This window comes from Salinicola sp. V024 (assembly GCF_052645315.1).
The window spans coordinates 77,463-95,305 of the sequence record NZ_JBQXYB010000011.1 but is presented as its reverse complement, the minus strand read 5'-3'; the positions used below and the strand labels follow the sequence as shown (position 1 = coordinate 95,305).

Annotated in this window: 18 protein-coding genes; 3 read left to right on the top strand and 15 right to left on the bottom strand. The window is 61.4% G+C overall.

Going from position 1 to position 17,843, the window contains the following annotated elements:
• Nucleotides 1-12: 12 nt before the first annotated feature.
• The 10 genes from tolB to ACUN9V_RS15315 form a co-directional block, all read right to left on the bottom strand.
• Nucleotides 13-1,326 carry a Tol-Pal system beta propeller repeat protein TolB gene (gene tolB / locus ACUN9V_RS15360; protein ID WP_445512032.1) on the bottom strand — a complete coding sequence of 438 codons (1,314 nt, stop codon included), beginning with the start codon at nucleotides 1,324-1,326 and terminating at the stop codon, nucleotides 13-15.
• Between the two features lie 11 nt (nucleotides 1,327-1,337).
• Nucleotides 1,338-2,492 (bottom strand): cell envelope integrity protein TolA, encoded by a 1,155-nt coding sequence (tolA, locus tag ACUN9V_RS15355; RefSeq protein WP_445512031.1) that lies wholly within the window; start codon nucleotides 2,490-2,492, stop codon nucleotides 1,338-1,340.
• Between the two features lie 4 nt (nucleotides 2,493-2,496).
• Nucleotides 2,497-2,937: a protein TolR gene (tolR, locus tag ACUN9V_RS15350; protein ID WP_075563833.1), complete on the bottom strand. Its 441-nt coding sequence runs from the start codon at nucleotides 2,935-2,937 to the stop codon at nucleotides 2,497-2,499.
• A gap of 14 nt (nucleotides 2,938-2,951) precedes the next feature.
• The gene (gene tolQ, locus ACUN9V_RS15345; protein ID WP_188113767.1) at nucleotides 2,952-3,629 is read right to left on the bottom strand and encodes a protein TolQ; all 678 of its coding nucleotides are present in this window, start codon (nucleotides 3,627-3,629) and stop codon (nucleotides 2,952-2,954) included.
• 25 nt (nucleotides 3,630-3,654) lie between these two features.
• Complete coding sequence (gene ybgC, locus ACUN9V_RS15340; protein WP_445512030.1) at nucleotides 3,655-4,065, bottom strand: tol-pal system-associated acyl-CoA thioesterase; 411 nt, start codon at nucleotides 4,063-4,065, stop codon at nucleotides 3,655-3,657.
• Complete coding sequence (gene ruvB, locus ACUN9V_RS15335; protein WP_445512029.1) at nucleotides 4,058-5,155, bottom strand: Holliday junction branch migration DNA helicase RuvB; 1,098 nt, start codon at nucleotides 5,153-5,155, stop codon at nucleotides 4,058-4,060. Before ruvB ends, ybgC begins: the two co-directional genes overlap by 8 nt.
• Before the next feature lie 7 nt (nucleotides 5,156-5,162).
• Nucleotides 5,163-5,768, bottom strand: coding sequence for a Holliday junction branch migration protein RuvA (ruvA, locus tag ACUN9V_RS15330; protein ID WP_445512028.1), 606 nt, complete (start codon nucleotides 5,766-5,768; stop codon nucleotides 5,163-5,165).
• An 89-nt stretch (nucleotides 5,769-5,857) separates the two neighbouring features.
• Nucleotides 5,858-6,394, bottom strand: coding sequence for a crossover junction endodeoxyribonuclease RuvC (ruvC, locus tag ACUN9V_RS15325; protein WP_075563829.1), 537 nt, complete (start codon nucleotides 6,392-6,394; stop codon nucleotides 5,858-5,860).
• A gap of 215 nt (nucleotides 6,395-6,609) precedes the next feature.
• Nucleotides 6,610-8,391, bottom strand: coding sequence for an aspartate--tRNA ligase (gene aspS / locus ACUN9V_RS15320; RefSeq protein WP_445512027.1), 1,782 nt, complete (start codon nucleotides 8,389-8,391; stop codon nucleotides 6,610-6,612).
• 59 nt (nucleotides 8,392-8,450) lie between these two features.
• Nucleotides 8,451-8,744: an FmdB family zinc ribbon protein gene (locus ACUN9V_RS15315; protein ID WP_075563827.1), complete on the bottom strand. Its 294-nt coding sequence runs from the start codon at nucleotides 8,742-8,744 to the stop codon at nucleotides 8,451-8,453.
• A 346-nt stretch (nucleotides 8,745-9,090) separates the two neighbouring features.
• Here ACUN9V_RS15315 and ACUN9V_RS15310 point away from each other — a divergent pair, with 346 nt between their 5' ends.
• The 3 genes from ACUN9V_RS15310 (at nucleotide 9,091) to ACUN9V_RS15300 (ending at nucleotide 12,024) form a co-directional block, all read left to right on the top strand.
• Nucleotides 9,091-10,023 (top strand): D-2-hydroxyacid dehydrogenase, encoded by a 933-nt coding sequence (locus ACUN9V_RS15310; RefSeq protein ID WP_445512026.1) that lies wholly within the window; start codon nucleotides 9,091-9,093, stop codon nucleotides 10,021-10,023.
• Nucleotides 10,024-10,034: 11 nt separating this feature from the next.
• Nucleotides 10,035-10,979, top strand: a complete 945-nt coding sequence (locus ACUN9V_RS15305) for a ribokinase (RefSeq protein ID WP_445512025.1) — start codon at nucleotides 10,035-10,037, stop codon at nucleotides 10,977-10,979.
• An 88-nt stretch (nucleotides 10,980-11,067) separates the two neighbouring features.
• Nucleotides 11,068-12,024 (top strand): nucleoside hydrolase, encoded by a 957-nt coding sequence (locus ACUN9V_RS15300; protein WP_445512024.1) that lies wholly within the window; start codon nucleotides 11,068-11,070, stop codon nucleotides 12,022-12,024.
• Between the two features lie 197 nt (nucleotides 12,025-12,221).
• Here the strand turns inward: ACUN9V_RS15300 and ACUN9V_RS15295 are convergent, their stop codons facing one another.
• The 5 genes from ACUN9V_RS15295 to ACUN9V_RS15275 form a co-directional block, all read right to left on the bottom strand.
• Entirely contained in the window at nucleotides 12,222-12,494 is a 273-nt protein-coding gene (locus tag ACUN9V_RS15295) for an acylphosphatase (RefSeq protein ID WP_075563824.1), read from the bottom strand.
• The gene (locus ACUN9V_RS15290) at nucleotides 12,433-13,425 is read right to left on the bottom strand and encodes a YihY/virulence factor BrkB family protein (protein ID WP_445512023.1); all 993 of its coding nucleotides are present in this window, start codon (nucleotides 13,423-13,425) and stop codon (nucleotides 12,433-12,435) included. Before ACUN9V_RS15290 ends, ACUN9V_RS15295 begins: the two co-directional genes overlap by 62 nt.
• A gap of 156 nt (nucleotides 13,426-13,581) precedes the next feature.
• Nucleotides 13,582-14,499 (bottom strand): LysR substrate-binding domain-containing protein, encoded by a 918-nt coding sequence (locus ACUN9V_RS15285; RefSeq protein WP_075563823.1) that lies wholly within the window; start codon nucleotides 14,497-14,499, stop codon nucleotides 13,582-13,584.
• A 91-nt stretch (nucleotides 14,500-14,590) separates the two neighbouring features.
• Nucleotides 14,591-16,021, bottom strand: coding sequence for a cardiolipin synthase (cls, locus tag ACUN9V_RS15280; RefSeq protein ID WP_445512022.1), 1,431 nt, complete (start codon nucleotides 16,019-16,021; stop codon nucleotides 14,591-14,593).
• Nucleotides 16,022-16,214: 193 nt separating this feature from the next.
• Nucleotides 16,215-17,720 carry a fumarate hydratase gene (locus ACUN9V_RS15275; protein ID WP_445512021.1) on the bottom strand — a complete coding sequence of 502 codons (1,506 nt, stop codon included), beginning with the start codon at nucleotides 17,718-17,720 and terminating at the stop codon, nucleotides 16,215-16,217.
• Between the last annotated feature and the right edge of the window lie 123 nt (nucleotides 17,721-17,843).

Here is a 17,843-nt window from a genome sequence, read left to right as displayed (position 1 = left end):
GACTGTAGTCGTTTAGTTCAAAAACGGCGACCACGCGGGTTCGCGTACGTCACCCTGCGCCGAAGGCAGTCGGAAGGACGCACGTCCATCCGAAGAAACTGCCCCCAACACACCTTGCGCCCCTTGCTGGGTAGCGAAGATTACCATGGTGCCATTCGGTGCGACACTGGGCGATTCATCCCAACGTGAATCAGTCAAGACAGTGACACGACTCGTGTCCATGTCCTGCTTCGCCACGTGATAACCGCTGCCGTCACGGGTCACCATGAAAAGAGATTTGCCATCGGGCGAGAAGCGCCCGTCCGAGTTATAACTCCCGGTAAATGTGATGCGATCGGCCTGTCCACCGCTGGCTGACATGCGGTACAGCTGCGGGGCGCCACTTCGGTCAGAGGTGAAAATCAGCGACTGACCGTCAGGCGTCCAATCCGGTTCCGTCTCGATGGCGCGATTATTGGTCAGCCGCGTGAGCTGACGCGACCCCAGGTTCATGACGTAGATTTCCGGCTGGCCATCCTTCGACAACGACATCGCCAGCTTGCGGCCATCCGGTGACCATGCGGGTGCGCCATTGATGCCGCGGAATGACGTCAACCGTACGCGCTCGCCCGACGAGGTATTCTGTACATAGATGGCTGAGTTGCCGGATTCGAACGAGACATAGGCGATCTTCTTGCCATCCGGCGACCAGGCCGGTGACAGAATCGGATCATCCGACGACAGAATCTGCTGACTGTTGTAGCCATCGGCATCGGCTATATGGAGCGCATAGCGACTGTTATCCCCGGCACCGCTGGCCGAGACGTAAGCGATACGGGTCGAGAATGCCCCCCGGATACCGGTAATCGCCTCGAAGATCTGGTCGCTGATGTAGTGAGCACTGGCCCGCAGATTACCCTCGGAGGAGGTCACGGTTTCGCCCAGCATGCGCTTGCCACCCAGGATGTCCATCAGCTCGTACTGGATACGATACTGATCACCCTGGGGCTCGATGTTGCCCACCACCAGATAGCGCGCATCGACGCGTTTCCAGTCGTCGTAGAAAACATCCTTGCTGCTGCTCGGCAACGAGACGAGTGAGCTCCGGCTCAGGGGTGAAAACTGCCCGCTATGTTCCAGATCATCACTGACGATCTGCGCCACATCCTGCGGCAACGAACCCTGGCCGCTGACCTCGAACGGCACGACCGCGATCGGTGTTGCCTGATCACTACCGCGATTGATTTCGATGGTCAGGTTCTGTGCCTGGGCGGTGGTCGCCATACAGGTCAGGGCTATCAACGACACCAGCCAGCCGGCGGCCAGGGTTTTCCATCCTTGAGACATCCATCGTTTCATCACTGTACATCCCCGGGGGTGAATTTGAGATTGAAGTCGCGAAACCGCCGTTGCAACCCTGCATCCAGCTGTTGCAGTTCGCGGAACGGTGCCGCGGCTTCAACGGCCTGCGTCGCCGATCGATCGAAACTGGGATTGCCACTGCTGCGGGTGACGCTGGCTGCCAGCAATTCACCGGACGGCCCCAGTCTTACGCGAACCTGTGCTACCAAACCACCGTCCGCGTTGGCCGGCAAGTGCCAGCGATCCTCGACGGCCCGCTTGACCAGATTGATGAAGCTATTCGACGCTTGATCGGACTGCTCGGCATTGGCAATCCGCTCCTGCTCGTTGGAAATCGAATCGCTCAGCGCATCGGCAGCCGCTTTTTTCGCTGCCGCCTCCGCCTGGCGTTTCTTCTCCGCTTCTTCAGCCTTGCGCTTTTTCTCTGCCTCGGCCTTTTTCTGCTTTTCCGCTTCAGCCTTTTTCTTCTCGGCTTCCGCAGCCTTCTGCTTTTCCGCTTCGGCCTTTTCCTTTTCGGCCTCCGCCTGGCGCTGTTTCTCGGCTTCTGCAGCTTTCTGTTTTTCCGCTTCGGCCTTTTTCTTCTCGGCTTCCGCCTGGCGCTGTTTCTCGGCCGCTGCCGCTTTCTGCTTTTCCGCCTCGGCCTTCTTCTCGGCCTCTTCAGCTTTCCGCTTTTCGGCGGCGACCTGCTGCTTTTTCGCTTCGGCCTGACGCTGGGATTCGGCGGCCTTCTGCTGCTCTTCCGCCTCGGCGCGAGCGGCGGCGGCCTCTTTCGCCGCCTGCTGGCGACGCTCGGATTCCGCTTCGGCCTGCTCGGCAGCCGCCTGGCGCTCGGCTTCCTGCTGCTGCGCCTGTTCTTGAGCCTGCTGCTCGGCTGCTTGCTGTGCTTCTTCCTGCGACTGCTGTTCGGCCGCCTGCTGAGCCGCCTCTTCTGCCTGTCGCTGAGCCGCTCGCGCCCGCGCCTCCTTGGCGTACTGGGCCTGATCCGTGGCGGTGACGTCGCTGACCAGCGTCGCCTGTACCACGGACGAGGAGCTCGGTGTCGGTTCACTCTCCGGCAAGCGCAACATCGTCAATAACAGCGCCGCGACATGAACGACGATCGCCAGAACGACGGGCAGGCCGTAACCGACTCGGCGGTTTCGCTTCGCCATGCGGTTACCCTTTGTCGCCATGGGGCGGCTCGGAAATCAATCCGACGTTCGCCACACCTGCCATCTGCAGTGTACTCATCAGCGTTACGACCTGGCCGTAGGAGGCATTCTGGTCGCCACGCACCATGACCGGGGTATCCGGCTTGCGCTCGAGGATCGCCACGACCTGATCGCCGACGGTCTCCAGTGTCACCGGCTTGTCTTCCTCGCCGAGCGAAATATAGTACTCGCCCTGGCTGTCGACCGAGACGATGATCGGCTCCTGCTCATCGGTGTCGATCGGTTCCGATGTGACCTGAGGCAGATCGACCTTCACGCCCTGGGTCAGCATCGGCGCGGTGATCATGAAGATCACCAGCAGCACCAGCATGACGTCGATGAACGGAACGACGTTGATTTCGCCCATCGGTTTGCGCCGTTGACGGCGGCTGTAGGGTCCACTCATGTTGAACCTCCGCCTCAGGACGCTTGATTGCTGCCGCGACCTTGCAGGTTACGGTGCAGGATCGAATGGAATTCCTCGGCGAAATCTTCGTACTCGCCGAGCAGGCGACTGGCGATGGCCGACAGACGGTTATAGAAAATGACCGCGGGAATCGCGGCGAACAGTCCCATCGCGGTTGCCACCAGTGCCTCGGCGATCCACGGTGCCACGGTCGACAGTGTCGCCTGCTGGGCCATCGATAGGCTCTGGAAGGAACCCATGATGCCCCAGACGGTCCCGAACAGCCCGATATACGGGCTCGCCGAGGCCACGGTCGCCAGCAGCGTAAGGTTGGCGTTGAGTCGATCCTCTTCGCGAGAGAGCGCTACTCGCTGCGAGCGCTGCACGCCGTCCAGCACGGCTTCGCTGCTGCGCGTCTTCGGCATCAGCCGATTGAACTCGCGGAAGCCGGCACGAAAGACGTGCTCGGAGCCCTGCGCTTCGTAGTTTTCCGGAACATCCCGGTAGAGTTCGTTGAGATCGACACCCGACCAGAAGCGCTCGTCGAACGCTTTCTGCGTTTTCCTGGCACGAGCCAGCGCGAAACTGCGTTGAAAGATGACAACCCAGGAGGCGATGGATGCGGCCAACAGCAGGAGCAAGACCAGCTGGACCACCAGACTGGCGTTCATGATCAGATGGGGGATGGACATGGAGTCGTTCACGAAAATCCTCGAATCACTGGCTTGGAATGTCTGACGTCAGCACCGCGCGGAGTTCGCTGGGCCAACGCATCGGTTTCAGGCGTTGCGCATCGACACAGGCAATATCGACCGTCGCTTCGCATAATGTATCCCCGTCGTACCGTACGGCCTGCTCAAATTGTAACGAGCAGGCCGACAGTCGACTGACCTTGGCCGTCACTTCCAGCCGGTCGTCGAGTCGCGCCGGGCGTGCATAGCGGCAACTCAGCGAATGAACCACCAGCTGCACGCCCTTCTCTATCAACCCACGCTGACCGAAGCCGCGCGCATTCAACCATTCGCTGCGCGCGCGCTCCATGAATTTCAGATAGTTAACGTAGTACACAATGCCACCGGCGTCGGTATCTTCGATATAGACCTTCACCGGGAACATGAATTCATTCATTGCCGACCTGACCCCCGCCCATCGACGAATTCTGCCCGGCGCCTGCAGGCGTCCGGTCATCGCGGGGGGCGTTATCGCCCGGCGCCTTGTCGTCAGGCGCGATGCCGAAATGCGTGTAGGCGGACCGCGTGACGACCCGGCCTCGGGTGGTGCGCATCATGAAGCCCTGCTGGATCAGGTAGGGTTCGATGACGTCCTCGATGGTGTCGCGTTCTTCGCTGATAGCCGCGGCCAGGCTGTCGACACCGACAGGCCCACCATCGAACTTTTCGATCATCGCCAGCAGCAGTCGCCGATCCATGTGATCCAGCCCGTGGCTATCGACGTTGAGCATATTGAGCGCCTGATCGGCTACCACCGCGTTGACCCGCCCGTCGCCCTTGACCTCGGCGAAGTCACGCACGCGTCGCAACAGCCGGTTGGCGATACGCGGGGTGCCGCGGGCGCGTCGGGCAATTTCCCGGGCGCCTTCGACGTCGGCCGGTACGCCCAGCAGCCGGGCGGAGCGCGATACGATCTCGGTCAATTCGTCGACGGCGTAAAATTCGAGTCGCTGCACGATGCCGAACCGGTCGCGCAATGGCGAGGTCAGAAGCCCCGCCCGAGTCGTGGCGCCGACCAGCGTGAACCGCGGCAGATCCAGCTTGATCGATCGGGCCGCCGGGCCGTCGCCGATCATGATATCCAGCTGAAAATCCTCCATCGCCGGATACAGCACTTCTTCCACTGCGGCGGGAAGCCGGTGGATCTCGTCGATGAACAGCACGTCGCCCGGCTGCAGGTTGGTCAGCATCGCGGCCAGGTCACCGGCGCGCTCCAGCACCGGGCCTGAAGTCGACTTGATGTCCACGTTCATTTCGGTGGCGATGATGTTGGCGAGGGTCGTCTTGCCCAGCCCCGGCGGGCCGAACACGAGGGTATGATCGAGCGTGTCCTCACGCTGACGCGCCGCGGCAATGAAGATGTTCAGCTGCTCGCGCACGCGCGGTTGGCCGATATAGTCAGCGAGTCGGCGTGGTCGAATGGCATGGTCGACCTGCTGCTCGCCCTGCTGCGGCGGTGCCGCAATCAGACGGTCGGGTTCAATCATGAGCGGGTTATCCAGCCAGCTGGCGTGACAGCGCCGCTTTGATCAGCGCTTCGGTAGGGAGCGTCTTGTCCAGCGCGGAAAGCATGCGCGATGCTTCTGTTGGCTTGTAACCCAGCGTGACCAGCGCGGCCTCGGCATCGGCCAGCGGGTCGGCCGGCGTCATCGTGGCGGCATTCTCACTGCCCAGCAACGACGCCTGTCCTTCCTGCCAATGCGGGAAGCGATCACGCATCTCGACGATCAGGCGATCCGCGGTCTTCTTGCCGACGCCGGGCAGCTTGGTCAACGCCTTGCTGTCGCCTTCCATCACGCAGTGGATGAATTCATCGGTATCCATTCCCGACAGAATGGCCAGTGCCAGTTTGGGACCGACACCGTTGACCTTGATCAGGGCGCGAAACAGCTGGCGTTCTTCGTCGTGGGAAAAACCGTAAAGCAGATGGGCGTCCTCACGCACGCTGAGATGCGTATAGAGGCGCACAGCTTCCCCGGCGCCGGGCAGCGAAACCAAAGTGGTCATCGAGGTCTCGAGCTCGTAGCCAACGCCCTGCACATCGATGACGATCCAGGGGGGGTGTTTCTCCAACAGCGTGCCGTGCAAACGTCCAATCATGCCATTCGTGTCCTTACTCCGACGGCGTCCACTATACGCATAGCCGATTCAACTGACTAGCTACCCGAGGCGCTGTTATGACGCCTCTGTCAATCCGGCTTGAAGTCTCGCCAGCGCCCGCCCCGAGAGGGTTTTCCGCGGCGCTGCGGAGACACCGCCAACAAGCCCTGGCGGGCGTATCCATGGGTCAGCGCGATCGCCAGCGCATCGGCAGCATCGGCCGGTGGCGGCGCATCCAGGGAGAGTATCGCCGTCACCATATGCTGGATCTGCGACTTGTCGGCACCGCCGTTGCCGGTGATGGCCTGCTTGACCTGACGCGCGGCATACTCGTGGACCGGTAGACCATGATTTGCCGCGCAGACGATCGCGCTGCCACGAGCCTGACCGAGCTTGAGGGCGGAGTCCGCATTCTTGGCCATGAACACGCGCTCGATGGCGAATTCTGCCGGCCGATACAGGCCGATCAATTCGCTCACGCCGGCATAGACCCGTGCCAGCTTCTGGGCCAGATCTTCGCCGTCGATACGAATGCAGCCACTGGCGATATAACGTGGCTTGGCGGAGACATCGATCACGCCGTAGCCGGTTATCCGCGATCCGGGGTCGATACCCAAGAGAATCAAACGCCGGATTCCTGTATCCACTGGCCCAGATTCATCGAAATATGACCTCCCGACTGACATCGATGGCTGCTATCGATGATTCGCCTCGTTGAACGCGAATGTAATGAAATTGCCCGCATCGAGCTACACCGACACCTGGCTTCAGATACCTGTCGGACGCCAGCCAAAACGACGCCGGCGCCCCTGAGGGCGCCGGCGTGTGAAGTCGAAAGCCGTTACTCTCCGCTGCTTTCGGGCTTCGCTTTCTGGCGCAGACGGATATGCAGATCGCGCAACTGCTGGCTGCTGACCTCGCCGGGCGCGTCGGTCATCAGGTCGGCGGCGCTCTGCGTCTTGGGGAAGGCGATGACGTCGCGGATAGTCCGTGATCCCGTCATCAGCATCACCAGCCGGTCGAGGCCGAAAGCCAGACCGCCGTGCGGCGGCGCACCGTACTGCAGCGCGTCGAGCAGGAAGCCGAACTTCTCCTCGGCTTCTTCCTTGCCGATACCCAGCACTTCGAACACCGCGCGCTGCATGGCCTGATCGTGAATACGGATCGAACCACCACCCAGTTCGGTGCCGTTCAGCACCATGTCATAGGCGCGAGACAGCGCCGTGGCGGGCGACGCCTTGAGCTCGTCCGAGGAACAGGACGGCGCGGTAAACGGATGATGCAGTGCCGACAGGCGGCCGCTATCGTCGGCTTCGAACATCGGGAAATCGACGACCCATAGCGGCGCCCACTTGGCCGTGTAAAGATCGAGGTCCTCGCCCAGCTTGACGCGCAGCGCGCCGATCGCTTCGTTGACGATTTTCGCTCTGTCGGCCCCGAAGAAGATGATATCGCCGTCTTCAGCGCCGACGCGATCCAGCAATTGCTCGACGATGCCTTCCATGAACTTGACGATCGGCGACTGCAGCCCCTCGAGCCCCTTGGCGCGCTCGTTGACCTTGATCCAGGCCAGCCCCTTGGCACCGTAGATACCCACGAACTTGGTATATTCGTCGATCTCCTTGCGCGACAGCTTGGCCCCACCGCTCACCTTCAGCGCGGCCACGCGACCGTCATCGGCCTTGGCCGGACCGGAGAAGACCTTGAAGTCCACCGACTGCATCAGATCGTCGACATCCACCAGTTCGAGCGGGATGCGCAGATCCGGCTTGTCGGAGCCGTAGCGTTGCATCGCCTCGCTGTAGGGCATGCGCGGGAACGCCGGCAGGTCGACATCCAGCACTTCCTGGAACAGCTGGCGCACCATCTGCTCCGTGGTGCCCATTATGTCCTGCTCGTCGATGAACGATGCTTCGATGTCGATCTGGGTGAACTCGGGCTGGCGATCCGCGCGCAGATCCTCGTCACGGAAGCACTTGGCGATCTGATAGTAACGATCGAAACCGGAGACCATCAGCAACTGCTTGAACAGCTGCGGTGACTGCGGCAGCGCGAAAAAGTGACCGTCGTGAGTCCGGCTCGGCACGAGATAGTCCCGCGCCCCTTCCGGCGTCGCTCGAGTCAGGATCGGGGTCTCGATATCGAGGAAACCATGATCCTCGAGATAGGCGCGCACGCTGTGGGTAATCCGCGAGCGCAGACGCAGGCGCTCGATCATCTCCGGACGGCGCAGGTCGATATAGCGATACTTGAGCCGAACCTCTTCGCCCACTTTGCCGTGCTCGTCGAGCTGGAACGGCGGTGTCGCGGCGGTGTTGAGGACTTCGACCTGCTTGGCCAGCACCTCGATCATGCCAGTCGGCATGTTGGGATTCTGAGTGCCTTCCGGACGCAGGCGAATGCGACCGACGATGCGAAGCACGTACTCGTTGCGCGCTCGATCGGCATTGGCGAAGGCCTCGGCCGTGTCGGGATCCACAACCACCTGAGCGATACCGTCACGATCGCGCATGTCGAGGAAAATGACACCGCCATGGTCGCGGCGGCGATGCACCCACCCGCAAAGCGTGACTTCGTGATCGATCAATGACTCGTTCAATCGGCCGCAATAATGACTGCGCATGCTGGATCCTAGAATTGTGAAGCTTAAAAATGTGAAGCCTAAAAACGTGGAGACAAGACTCAGGCAGACGCTTTGCTCTCACCGCTCGATTTGCTTTCGCCTGTCGACTTGCTGCCACTTTCGCTCGACGAAGCCGGCTTGGCGGCGTCACCGACGAGATTCTTCTTGCTGCCCGATTTGAAATCGGTTTCATACCAGCCGCCGCCGGCCAGCCTGAAACCGGCCGCCGACACCAGGCGAGAGAGTTCCGGGCGCTCGCAGGTCGGGCAATCCTTCAACGGCGGCGCGCTGATCTTCTGAAGCTTCTCCAGACGATGGCCGCAAGCCTTGCACTCATATTCGTAAATGGGCATGGATTGATCACTCTCTGGCTACGGGAAGCCTAGGCCCCGCTATGGGCGACTTCCTTGCGTTATCCGGGCGCCACCCGGTTGTCGGCCTGGCGCCAGCTGTTTGTCTAGTCCCGCTTATCTGTTTCCCGCCGGCGCGACGGCGAGAATGTTCTCGACGCCCAGCCCGAGCGGTGACGTACCGACCCTTTCCAAGCCGGGCAGGAAAGCCGCATAGTATAGCGCGCAGCAGCCGGTCGCGGGCAATATTACCGGCTGATAACGCCGATGTCGTCGTTCGCACGCAGCAATCGTGATACGACAGCGCCCGAGACCGCAGAGAGACCCGCAAGAGATAAGGAAAAGAAGCATGAAAGCCGTACTTCTGGACGCCGCTTCACTGGGGGACGATATCGATCTCGGCCCCATCCGCACCCTCGTCGACGATCTCGACATTCATCGTCTTACCGCTCCGGATCAGACTCGGGAACGACTCGAGGGCGCGACGGTAGTGCTCACCAACAAGGTCGTTCTCGATGCCGAGCTGATCGAGTCCCTTCCCGCGCTGAAACTGATCTGCGTGCTGGCCACCGGCACCAACAATATCGACATGGCCGCCGCCGAGCGCCGCGGCATCGTGGTGCGTAATGTGGCGGCCTACGGCACGGCCAGCGTCGCCCAGCACACGCTGATGTTGATTCTGGCCCTGGCGGCGAGACTGCCGCGCTATCAGAACGAGGTGCAGTCCGGAGCCTGGCAGCGTAGCGATATCTTCTGTCTGCTCGACCATCGCACGCTGCAGTTGGCCGGCAAGCATCTGGTAATCGTCGGAAGCGGCGTTCTGGGCACCGCCGTCGCCAAGCTGGGAGAAGCCTTCGGCATGCGCGTGACGTTCTCCGCTCGCCCCGGCAGTGAAACCGATGATTCGCGACCGGCATTGGCGACACTGCTCGGCGAGGCCGATGTCCTGAGCCTGCACTGCCCGTTGACGGAAGCGACTCGCGGTCTTGTCGATGGCGAGGCGCTGGCGATGATGAAACCGGATGCGCTACTGGTCAACGGCGCCCGGGGTGGCATCATCGACGAAGGTGCCGCGCTTGCCGCTCTGCGCGAGCGACGCCTGGGCGGGCTGGCTGTCGATAGTCTGCCCAGCGAACCGCCTCGTGACGGGCATCCGTTGCTCGATGCGCTTACCGAGCCGCTCAATCTGATCGTGACACCGCACAACGCCTGGATCACGCCGGAAGCGCGTCAGCGAGTGGTCGAATTGACGGCGGATAATCTGCGCGGCTGGCTAGCCTAGGGAACGAAGAGATGTCACGGGATACAGCAAAGGTCTATAACTACGGCTCCATCAATATCGATTACGTCTACCGGGTTCCCCACCTGGTGCGTCCCGGCGAGACCTTGGCCAGTACCAGTCTGAGCCAGGTACTCGGCGGCAAGGGTGCCAATCAGTCGCTGGCGCTGGCACGTGCCGGCGGAAACGTCGCCCACTGGGGTCGTCTCGGCGAGAGCGACCGCTGGGCGTTGACGCCGCTCGGTGACGCCGGCGTCGATATCGATGACGTCGAGCTGATCGATGGCGCGAGCGGTCACGCGTTGATCCAGGTCGACGACGCTGGCGAGAACGCGATCATTCTCTACGCCGGCGCCAACCACGGTTTCGATGAGGCCCGACTGAAGACGCTGGTCGACTCGGCACACGCGGGCAGCTGGGTCTTGATGCAGAACGAGTGCAACGCCTCGGAGTCGATGCTGCGCCTGGCGGCGAATGGCGGCCTGTCGATCGCCTTCAACCCGGCCCCGCTGTCGGCCGACGTGGCCGATCTGCCGTTGGAACTGTGCCAGCTTCTGTTTCTAAACCGGGGTGAGGCCGCGGCGCTGGTCGAACGACCGGAAACGGCCGATGTCGACACGCTACTCGATGCCCTCGCGGCACGACTGCCCGAAGTCGAAATCGTACTCACACTCGGTGGCGACGGTGTCTGCCATCAGTATCAGGGTTCACGTGTCACCATGGCGGCGCACGCGGTCGAGGCCGTCGACACCACGGCCGCCGGCGATACCTTTATCGGTTACTTCATGGCCGCGCGACAGCGTGGCGACGAGATCGAGCAGGCCCTGCGTCTGGCGACGACGGCGTCGGCACTGTGCGTGCAGCAGGCCGGCGCCGAGCCGAGTATTCCCACCGCCGAGACCGTCGAATCCGCGCTTAAGGAATGGCCCACGCTTGCGCTCGAACGCCTCGCGCCCTGATCGGCTGACACGTCGATCGCCGTATCGCTTCCGAGTGACCGGTCTTGCGTCCGGTCATGCCAACTGAATTGCCATGCAGGAATTCATCATGCCAACTCCGATTATTTTCGATACCGATCCGGGTGTCGACGACGCGCAGGCGATCGCCATCGCCCTCGCCCATCCCGACATCGAACTGCTGGGTCTGACAACGACTTTCGGCAACGTCACTATCGAAGTCGCGACCCATAATGCGTTGCTGCTGGCCGAACTGGCCGGGCAGTCGATTCCGGTTGCCCAGGGCGCCGCCGGGCCGCTGGTCAAGACCAAGAACCCGCCGCCGGGCCATATTCATGGCGACAACGGCCTGGGCGATATTTTACTGCCGCCTATCGAGACTCACGCCCTGAAGCAGAGTGCGGCGCAGTTCATCGTCGATCAGGTCAACGCCCGCCCCGGCGAGGTGGTGCTGGTTGCCGTCGGCCCGCTGGGCAATCTCGCCGCCGCGTTGCAGCTCGATCCCGGCCTGGTCGACAAGGTCAAACGGGTCGTGGTGATGGGCGGGTCGATCCGGGAAGGCGGCAATGTGACGCCGGTGGCCGAAGCCAACATCTTCAACGACCCGCACGCGGCTGCCAAAGTGCTGGAAGCGAGCTGGCCGTTGACGCTGGTCGGGCTGGATGCGACTCACCGCTGCGTGCTGGATCCGCGGAGCATGGCGCGGATCGTCGAGGCTCAAGGCGCGCTGGGGAAGGTGTTGGGTGAAAGCTACGCGTTCTACCGAAACTTCTACCAGCAGGCGCTGGGCATCGACGGCTGCTGCCCGCACGATAGCTGCGCGCTAGTCTGGCTGCTGCGTCCCGATCTGTTCAGCGTCGAACGGGGATACTTGAGCGTGGTGACCGATGGCCTGGCCGAAGGACAGACATTAATGGCGCCGGAGTCACGCGAATTCGTCGATCCACGCTGGTCCCACGGCACGCCGGCGGATGTCTGCATGAATGCCAACGGCCCGGGCGTGATCGATTGGATCGTCGAGACGCTGACGACGCAGAGGTCGCCCTGAACCGCCACTCATACATCGCCCTGGCCCACCGCTCATACGTCATCTTGAACTGTTTCGGCTCTGCTCGGTTCGGCCGAATCAGTCCTGCCCGGGCCCGCCCGATCACTGTCGACGATCGGACGGGGCCGGTGGCTTTACCAAATCGCGGACGGTTGATTGGTAAAGTCGAGTAGCCGTGGGTTCAGCGACTCGTGAGTCTAGTGAGTCGTGAAACTTGCCGGTGCAACGAGCGTCGCTTCCTCGACGCTGACGTCGCTGACGTCCGCCGCCGGGGAGCCTTCCCACAGCCGGTCGATCAGTTCGGCAACGGCGGTCGCTTCGCCGCAGGCGACGACCTCGACACGCCCATCCTCGAGATTGAGCGCATGACCGGTGATACCCCAGCGCTCTGCATGCCGCCGCACGTGCTCACGATAGCTGACGCCCTGAACTCTTCCGCTCACCCAAGCCTTGATCGTTCGATGGGTCATCCGGTGTCTCCTTTCGAATCACTTCATGGCGAATCAGTACCGCCGTGTTACGCGGAACGATACGCTGCCCCTTGGCGACAGTGTGAGTACGCGTGAACGCCGCCCCGAACAGTAGAATCAGCGATGAGTAATAGACCCATAGCAGCACCAATACCACAGAGCCGGCGGCACCGTAGGTCGATGCCGTCGCGGTATGGGCCAGATAAGCCGCAATCGCATTCCTGCCGATGATGAACAGTACTGCCGTTACCAGAGCGCCGAGCAGCACGTCGCGGTAAGACAGCACCACGTCCGGCAGCACCTTGAAGATCGCCGCGAAAAAGAGTGTCACCACGACGATGGACAACAGGAACTCCGCTCCATCGAGCAGGAAGGCGCTCCCCGGCACCCAGTCTCCCGCGTAGCTGAACGTCGTTCTCAGGATGACGCCCAGCACCAGCGACACCAGCAGAACGAAGCCGATGGCCAGTACGACTGCCATCGATAGCAGGCGCTTCTTGGCGAACAGCACGATGCTGTTGCGATCGGGATTGGGCGCTACGCCCCAGATGGTATTGAGCGAAAACTGCATCTGCCCGAAGACCGTAGTGGCCCCGATCACCAATGTGACGATACCGGCCAGTGTGGGCAGGATGCCGGAAGCCTGAATACTGGACTGCGCCACGGCATCTTCGATTGCGGTGGCCGCCGCTGGACCCAGGGTGTCCTGCAGGCGAGTCGCGATTTCGCCGCGAGCGGCGTCCTCGCCCAGCCACAGCCCGACGACCGTGACGGCGATAATGATAGTGGGTGCCAAGGAAAACAGCGTGTAGAAGGCCAGCGATCCGGCATAGCTGAAGGCGTTGCGATCGAGCCAAAGCTTGATCGAATCGCGCACGATGGCAGTCCAGTACTTCAGGAAAGGGACGACTTTGGAAAAAGAAGCTCTCACGTAGCGTTCCTTATAGTTGGACTCCTCGTTGCTGGCTGCCACCGTCCGTGGCAGAAGCACACCTGGAGAAATCGATCGGCAATGACGCTTTCTCGAGTTATCAGCAGTCTAGACGACAATCCGGCGATATCCTGCCTGAGGCGCTGCTGATATCACTCATGCACGCAAGAAATCGCTGGGGAGCTTCATCATGCGCCGCCAGAGTTTCTCGACCCCGGGCTTGTGCACCAGCGAGCAGCGATAGAGGCGAATTTCCAGCGGGATGTCCCAGTTTTCGGCAGCCGCGCGAACCAGCCTGCCGTTGGCCAGTTCGTCACGAATACAGAAATCCGGAATCCAGGCCAGACCAAATCCCTGCAGCGCCATTCCTTTCAGCCCTTCGGCCATGGCCGTTTCGTAGACGGTCTTCAGGCGCATGCGTCCCGGCTCGTTCTTGAGCAGCATCCGTACGCTGCGACCGAGAAAGGCGCCTTGTGTGTAGGAGAGAAAAGGAATCGCCCCCTCATCATCGAACGAAAATTTCGGCGCGCCGTCGGCGTCCGGCACGCTGACCGCAACCATCTTGACCTGGCCGATGGAGAACGACGGAAATATCTCGGCGTCCAGCTGCATGGTGGCGTAAGGATCGTGATACGCCAGCATCAGATCGCAATTGCCTTCGCGCAGCACATGAATGGCATCGCCGACGTTCATCGCCACCAGGCGCGTCGGCAGCTCGCCGACGCCCTTTTGCAGGCGTGATATCCAGGGCGGATAGAATGCCAGCGCCAGCGAGTGTGCGGCAACGATATCCAGGGCCTCGTTGTCCATCGCCAGACCGCGGAGATGGGCCAGGCTATCGCTGAGCTGCTCAACCATGTTTCTCGCGGTCACCAGAAAGAGCTGTCCTTCCGGCGTCAGACTCACAGGGGTTGTCGAACGATCTACCAGCGTCGCCCCGACCGCCTGTTCCAACGAGCGGATGCGCCGACTGAAGGCAGGCTGCGTCACATGTCTCTGGCGCGCCGAGGCCGAAAAACTGCGCGTGTTGGACAAGGCGACGAAGTCCTCGAGCCATTTGGTTTCCAGATTCAATGAAGCCCCCTGACATCTCTAGTCTCGGCGCGATCTGTGCACGATCTGCGATGCGATATCTCGTGCCATGAGTGCAAAATACGTTGTCTCGTCATTGGATGGGCGACAGCAGATAGGTGGCCCGCGATACTACTTTGCGCCATAACGGTCGGTCGGAAAGCTCGCGCTGGCTGACTTGCCGACTATTGGCAAAATCCTGCTCGAGCATATCGATGACCGTGGTAGCGAATGCCTTGTCGGGAATATAGGCTGTCACTTCGAAGTTGAGCCTGAAAGACCGATTATCGAGATTGACGGTTCCTACCATTGCTGTGTGGTCGTCCACGAGCAGGACTTTTTGATGTAGAAATCCGGGTTGATAACGGTATATTTTTACCCCTGCCCGAATCATTTCCGGCAGGAACGCAAACGCCGAAAGGAAGACCAGCAGATGATCCGGACGCTCGGGAATCAGCACCCGAACATCCACCCCGCGCAAGGCAGCAAGGACCAGTGCATCCTGCACACCGTGATCGGGCACGAAGTACGGACTGGTAACCCAGAGTCGGTGTCGGGCACCGTGCATGGCATGCTGAACCAGCAAACTGGCGGTTTCCCGACCGTCGGCAGGCCCGGAGGGCACGATTGCCACATGCTGTGACGCCCCGGGCGCCGGCTGAGGCTTCCAGCCCAGTGCCAGAATATCCCCCGTCGCCCAGTACCAGTCTTCCCAGAAAGCCTCCTGTAGGGCCAACACGCTCGGCCCCTGGAGCTTGAGATGGGTATCACGCCATTGACCGTACCGCTCGACCCGGCCGAGATATTCGTCGGCGACATTGAGACCGCCGGTCCAGCCTTCCCGGCCGTCGACCACCACGATCTTGCGATGGTTGCGGAAATTGATCTGGAAGCGATGTCGCCAGCCACGCGAAGAGTTGAACGCCGATACGCGAGCTCCCGCCTCTTCGAGGTCGCGCAGATATCCGCCGGGGAGTCCACGACTGCCGATTTCGTCGTACAGAAAGTAGACATTGACGCCATGCTCGGCCTGATGGATCAGCTTGCGCTTGAAAGCCATACCGATCTCGTCAGCGCGGACGATGAAGAATTGAACCAGGATGTACTCTTCGGCTCGATCGATGCCTTCGAACAGACTATCGAACGTGGCTTGGCCATCGATCAGCAGATCCGCCCGGTTGCCGCGAGTCATCGGCATCTTCGCCAATGCCTCGACGGCGCGAATGCGTCCGCTGACGGCCTCGGGCCGGGACACGTAGGATTCCATATGCGGACGATACCGCTGCAGTACCTGGCGGAGCACGGTATCGCGCTCACCCCGCGCGGAGACGTAGCCATAGAATCGAGGCCTACCGAACGTCCAGAAGATCGGGACCGCAATGTAGGGAAAGCTGACCAGGGTAACGATCCAGGCGACCGCCCCTTGAGAGGTGCGACTCGACATCAGCGCTACCACCGCGGTGATGATGCCGGCGACATGGGATACGAACAGAAACATACCGATCAGCCAGCTCATGTCTGCCATCTTTCCCCGCCCTTTCTCTCACTCTGCCCCATTGCCGCTCTCCCGCTTAAATCACCAAGCTAACCAATATCATACCGAAAAAAGGAGAGCCCCACCGGGACTCTCCTTTTTATCCGTATTGCGACTTTCAATGGCCAGCGCCTCGAGCGGGATCCATCGCCGGCAGCCGACGGTTTGGTCCGATCCCGGAAGATCAGACGCGCTCGGCGATGATCTGTTTCCACTTGGCCGGCCCGGTCTGATGGACCGAAGTACCGAGATGATCCACGGCAACCGTGACCGGCATGTCCTCGACCTCGAACTCGTAGATCGCTTCCATCCCCAGGTCGTCGAAGGCAATGACTTCGGCTTTCTTGATCGCCTGGGCCACCAGATACGCCGCGCCACCGACCGCCATCAGATAGACCGCCTGATTGTCGCGGATGGCCTCGATCGCCAACGGACCCCGTTCCGCCTTGCCGACCATGCCCAGCAATCCCGTCTCCTCGAGCAGGGTGCGGGTGAATTTGTCCATGCGCGTTGCGGTCGTGGGACCGGCCGGCCCCACGACTTCCTCGCCAACCGGATCGACCGGGCCGACGTAATAGATGAAGCGGTTTTTGAGATCGACCGGCAGGCTCTCACCCTTCGCCAGCATGTCGATCATGCGCTTGTGGGCGGCATCGCGGCCCGTCAGCAGTTTGCCGGAGAGCAGTACGGTATCGCCCGGCTGCCATTCACGTACCGCTTCCGGTGTTATCTCATCGAGGTTGACGCGTCGAACCCCTGCACCCACTTCCCAGGTGATCTCCGGCCAGTCGTCCAGCTTGGGGGCCGGAAGTACCGCCGCCCCGCTGCCGTCGAGGCCGAAGTGAACGTGCCGGGTCGCGGCGCAGTTGGGAATGATCGCCACCGGCTTGTTGGCGGCATGAGTCGGGTAATCCTTGACCTTGATATCGAGTACCGTGGTCAGGCCACCCAGCCCTTGCGCGCCGATACCGCTGCGGTTGACCTTGTCGAACAGCTCGAGACGCAGCTCTTCGGCACGGTTGGCGGCACCGCGAGCCTGCAACGCCTGAATGTCGATCGGATCCAGCAGCGCTTCCTTAGCCAGTTCCATCGCCTTTTCGGCGGTCCCGCCGATGCCGATACCCAGCATTCCCGGCGGACACCAGCCTGCGCCCATCTTGGGCAGTTGTTCCAGCACCCAGTCGACGACACTGTCGGAGGGATTGAGCATGGCGAACTTGGACTTGGCCTCGCTACCGCCACCCTTGGCGGCAACGTGCACTTCGATCGTGTCACCCGGTACCAGTTTGTGATGGATGACGGCCGGCGTGTTGTCGCCGGTGTTCTGACGTTTGCCGTCGGGGTCCGCCAGCACCGATGCGCGCAGGACGTTATCGGGCAGCAAATAAGCGCGACGAACGCCCTCGTTGATCATGTCGTCGAGACTCATGTCCGCTTCCCAACGCACGTTCATGCCGACATGGACGAAGACCGTGACGATGCCCGTGTCCTGGCAGATCGGGCGATGACCGGTGGCACACATTCTGGAATTGATCAGAATCTGGGCAATCGCATCACGCGCGGCGGGATTTTCTTCCCGTTGATAGGCCGCGTGCATGGCATCGATGAAATCCTTGGGATGGTAATAGGAGATGTACTGCAGCGCGTCGGCCACGCTCTGGATGAGATCCTCCTGACGGATCACGGTCATTACTGGTCTCCTGACTGGTCACGGTAACTGCCAACGGATCGATTGCCCGACGGTCGGTAACTTCAAGGGCGCCAATCATACCCTAGCGAACGTGAATTGGCAGTTGTTCGAGATAGAGTTGTA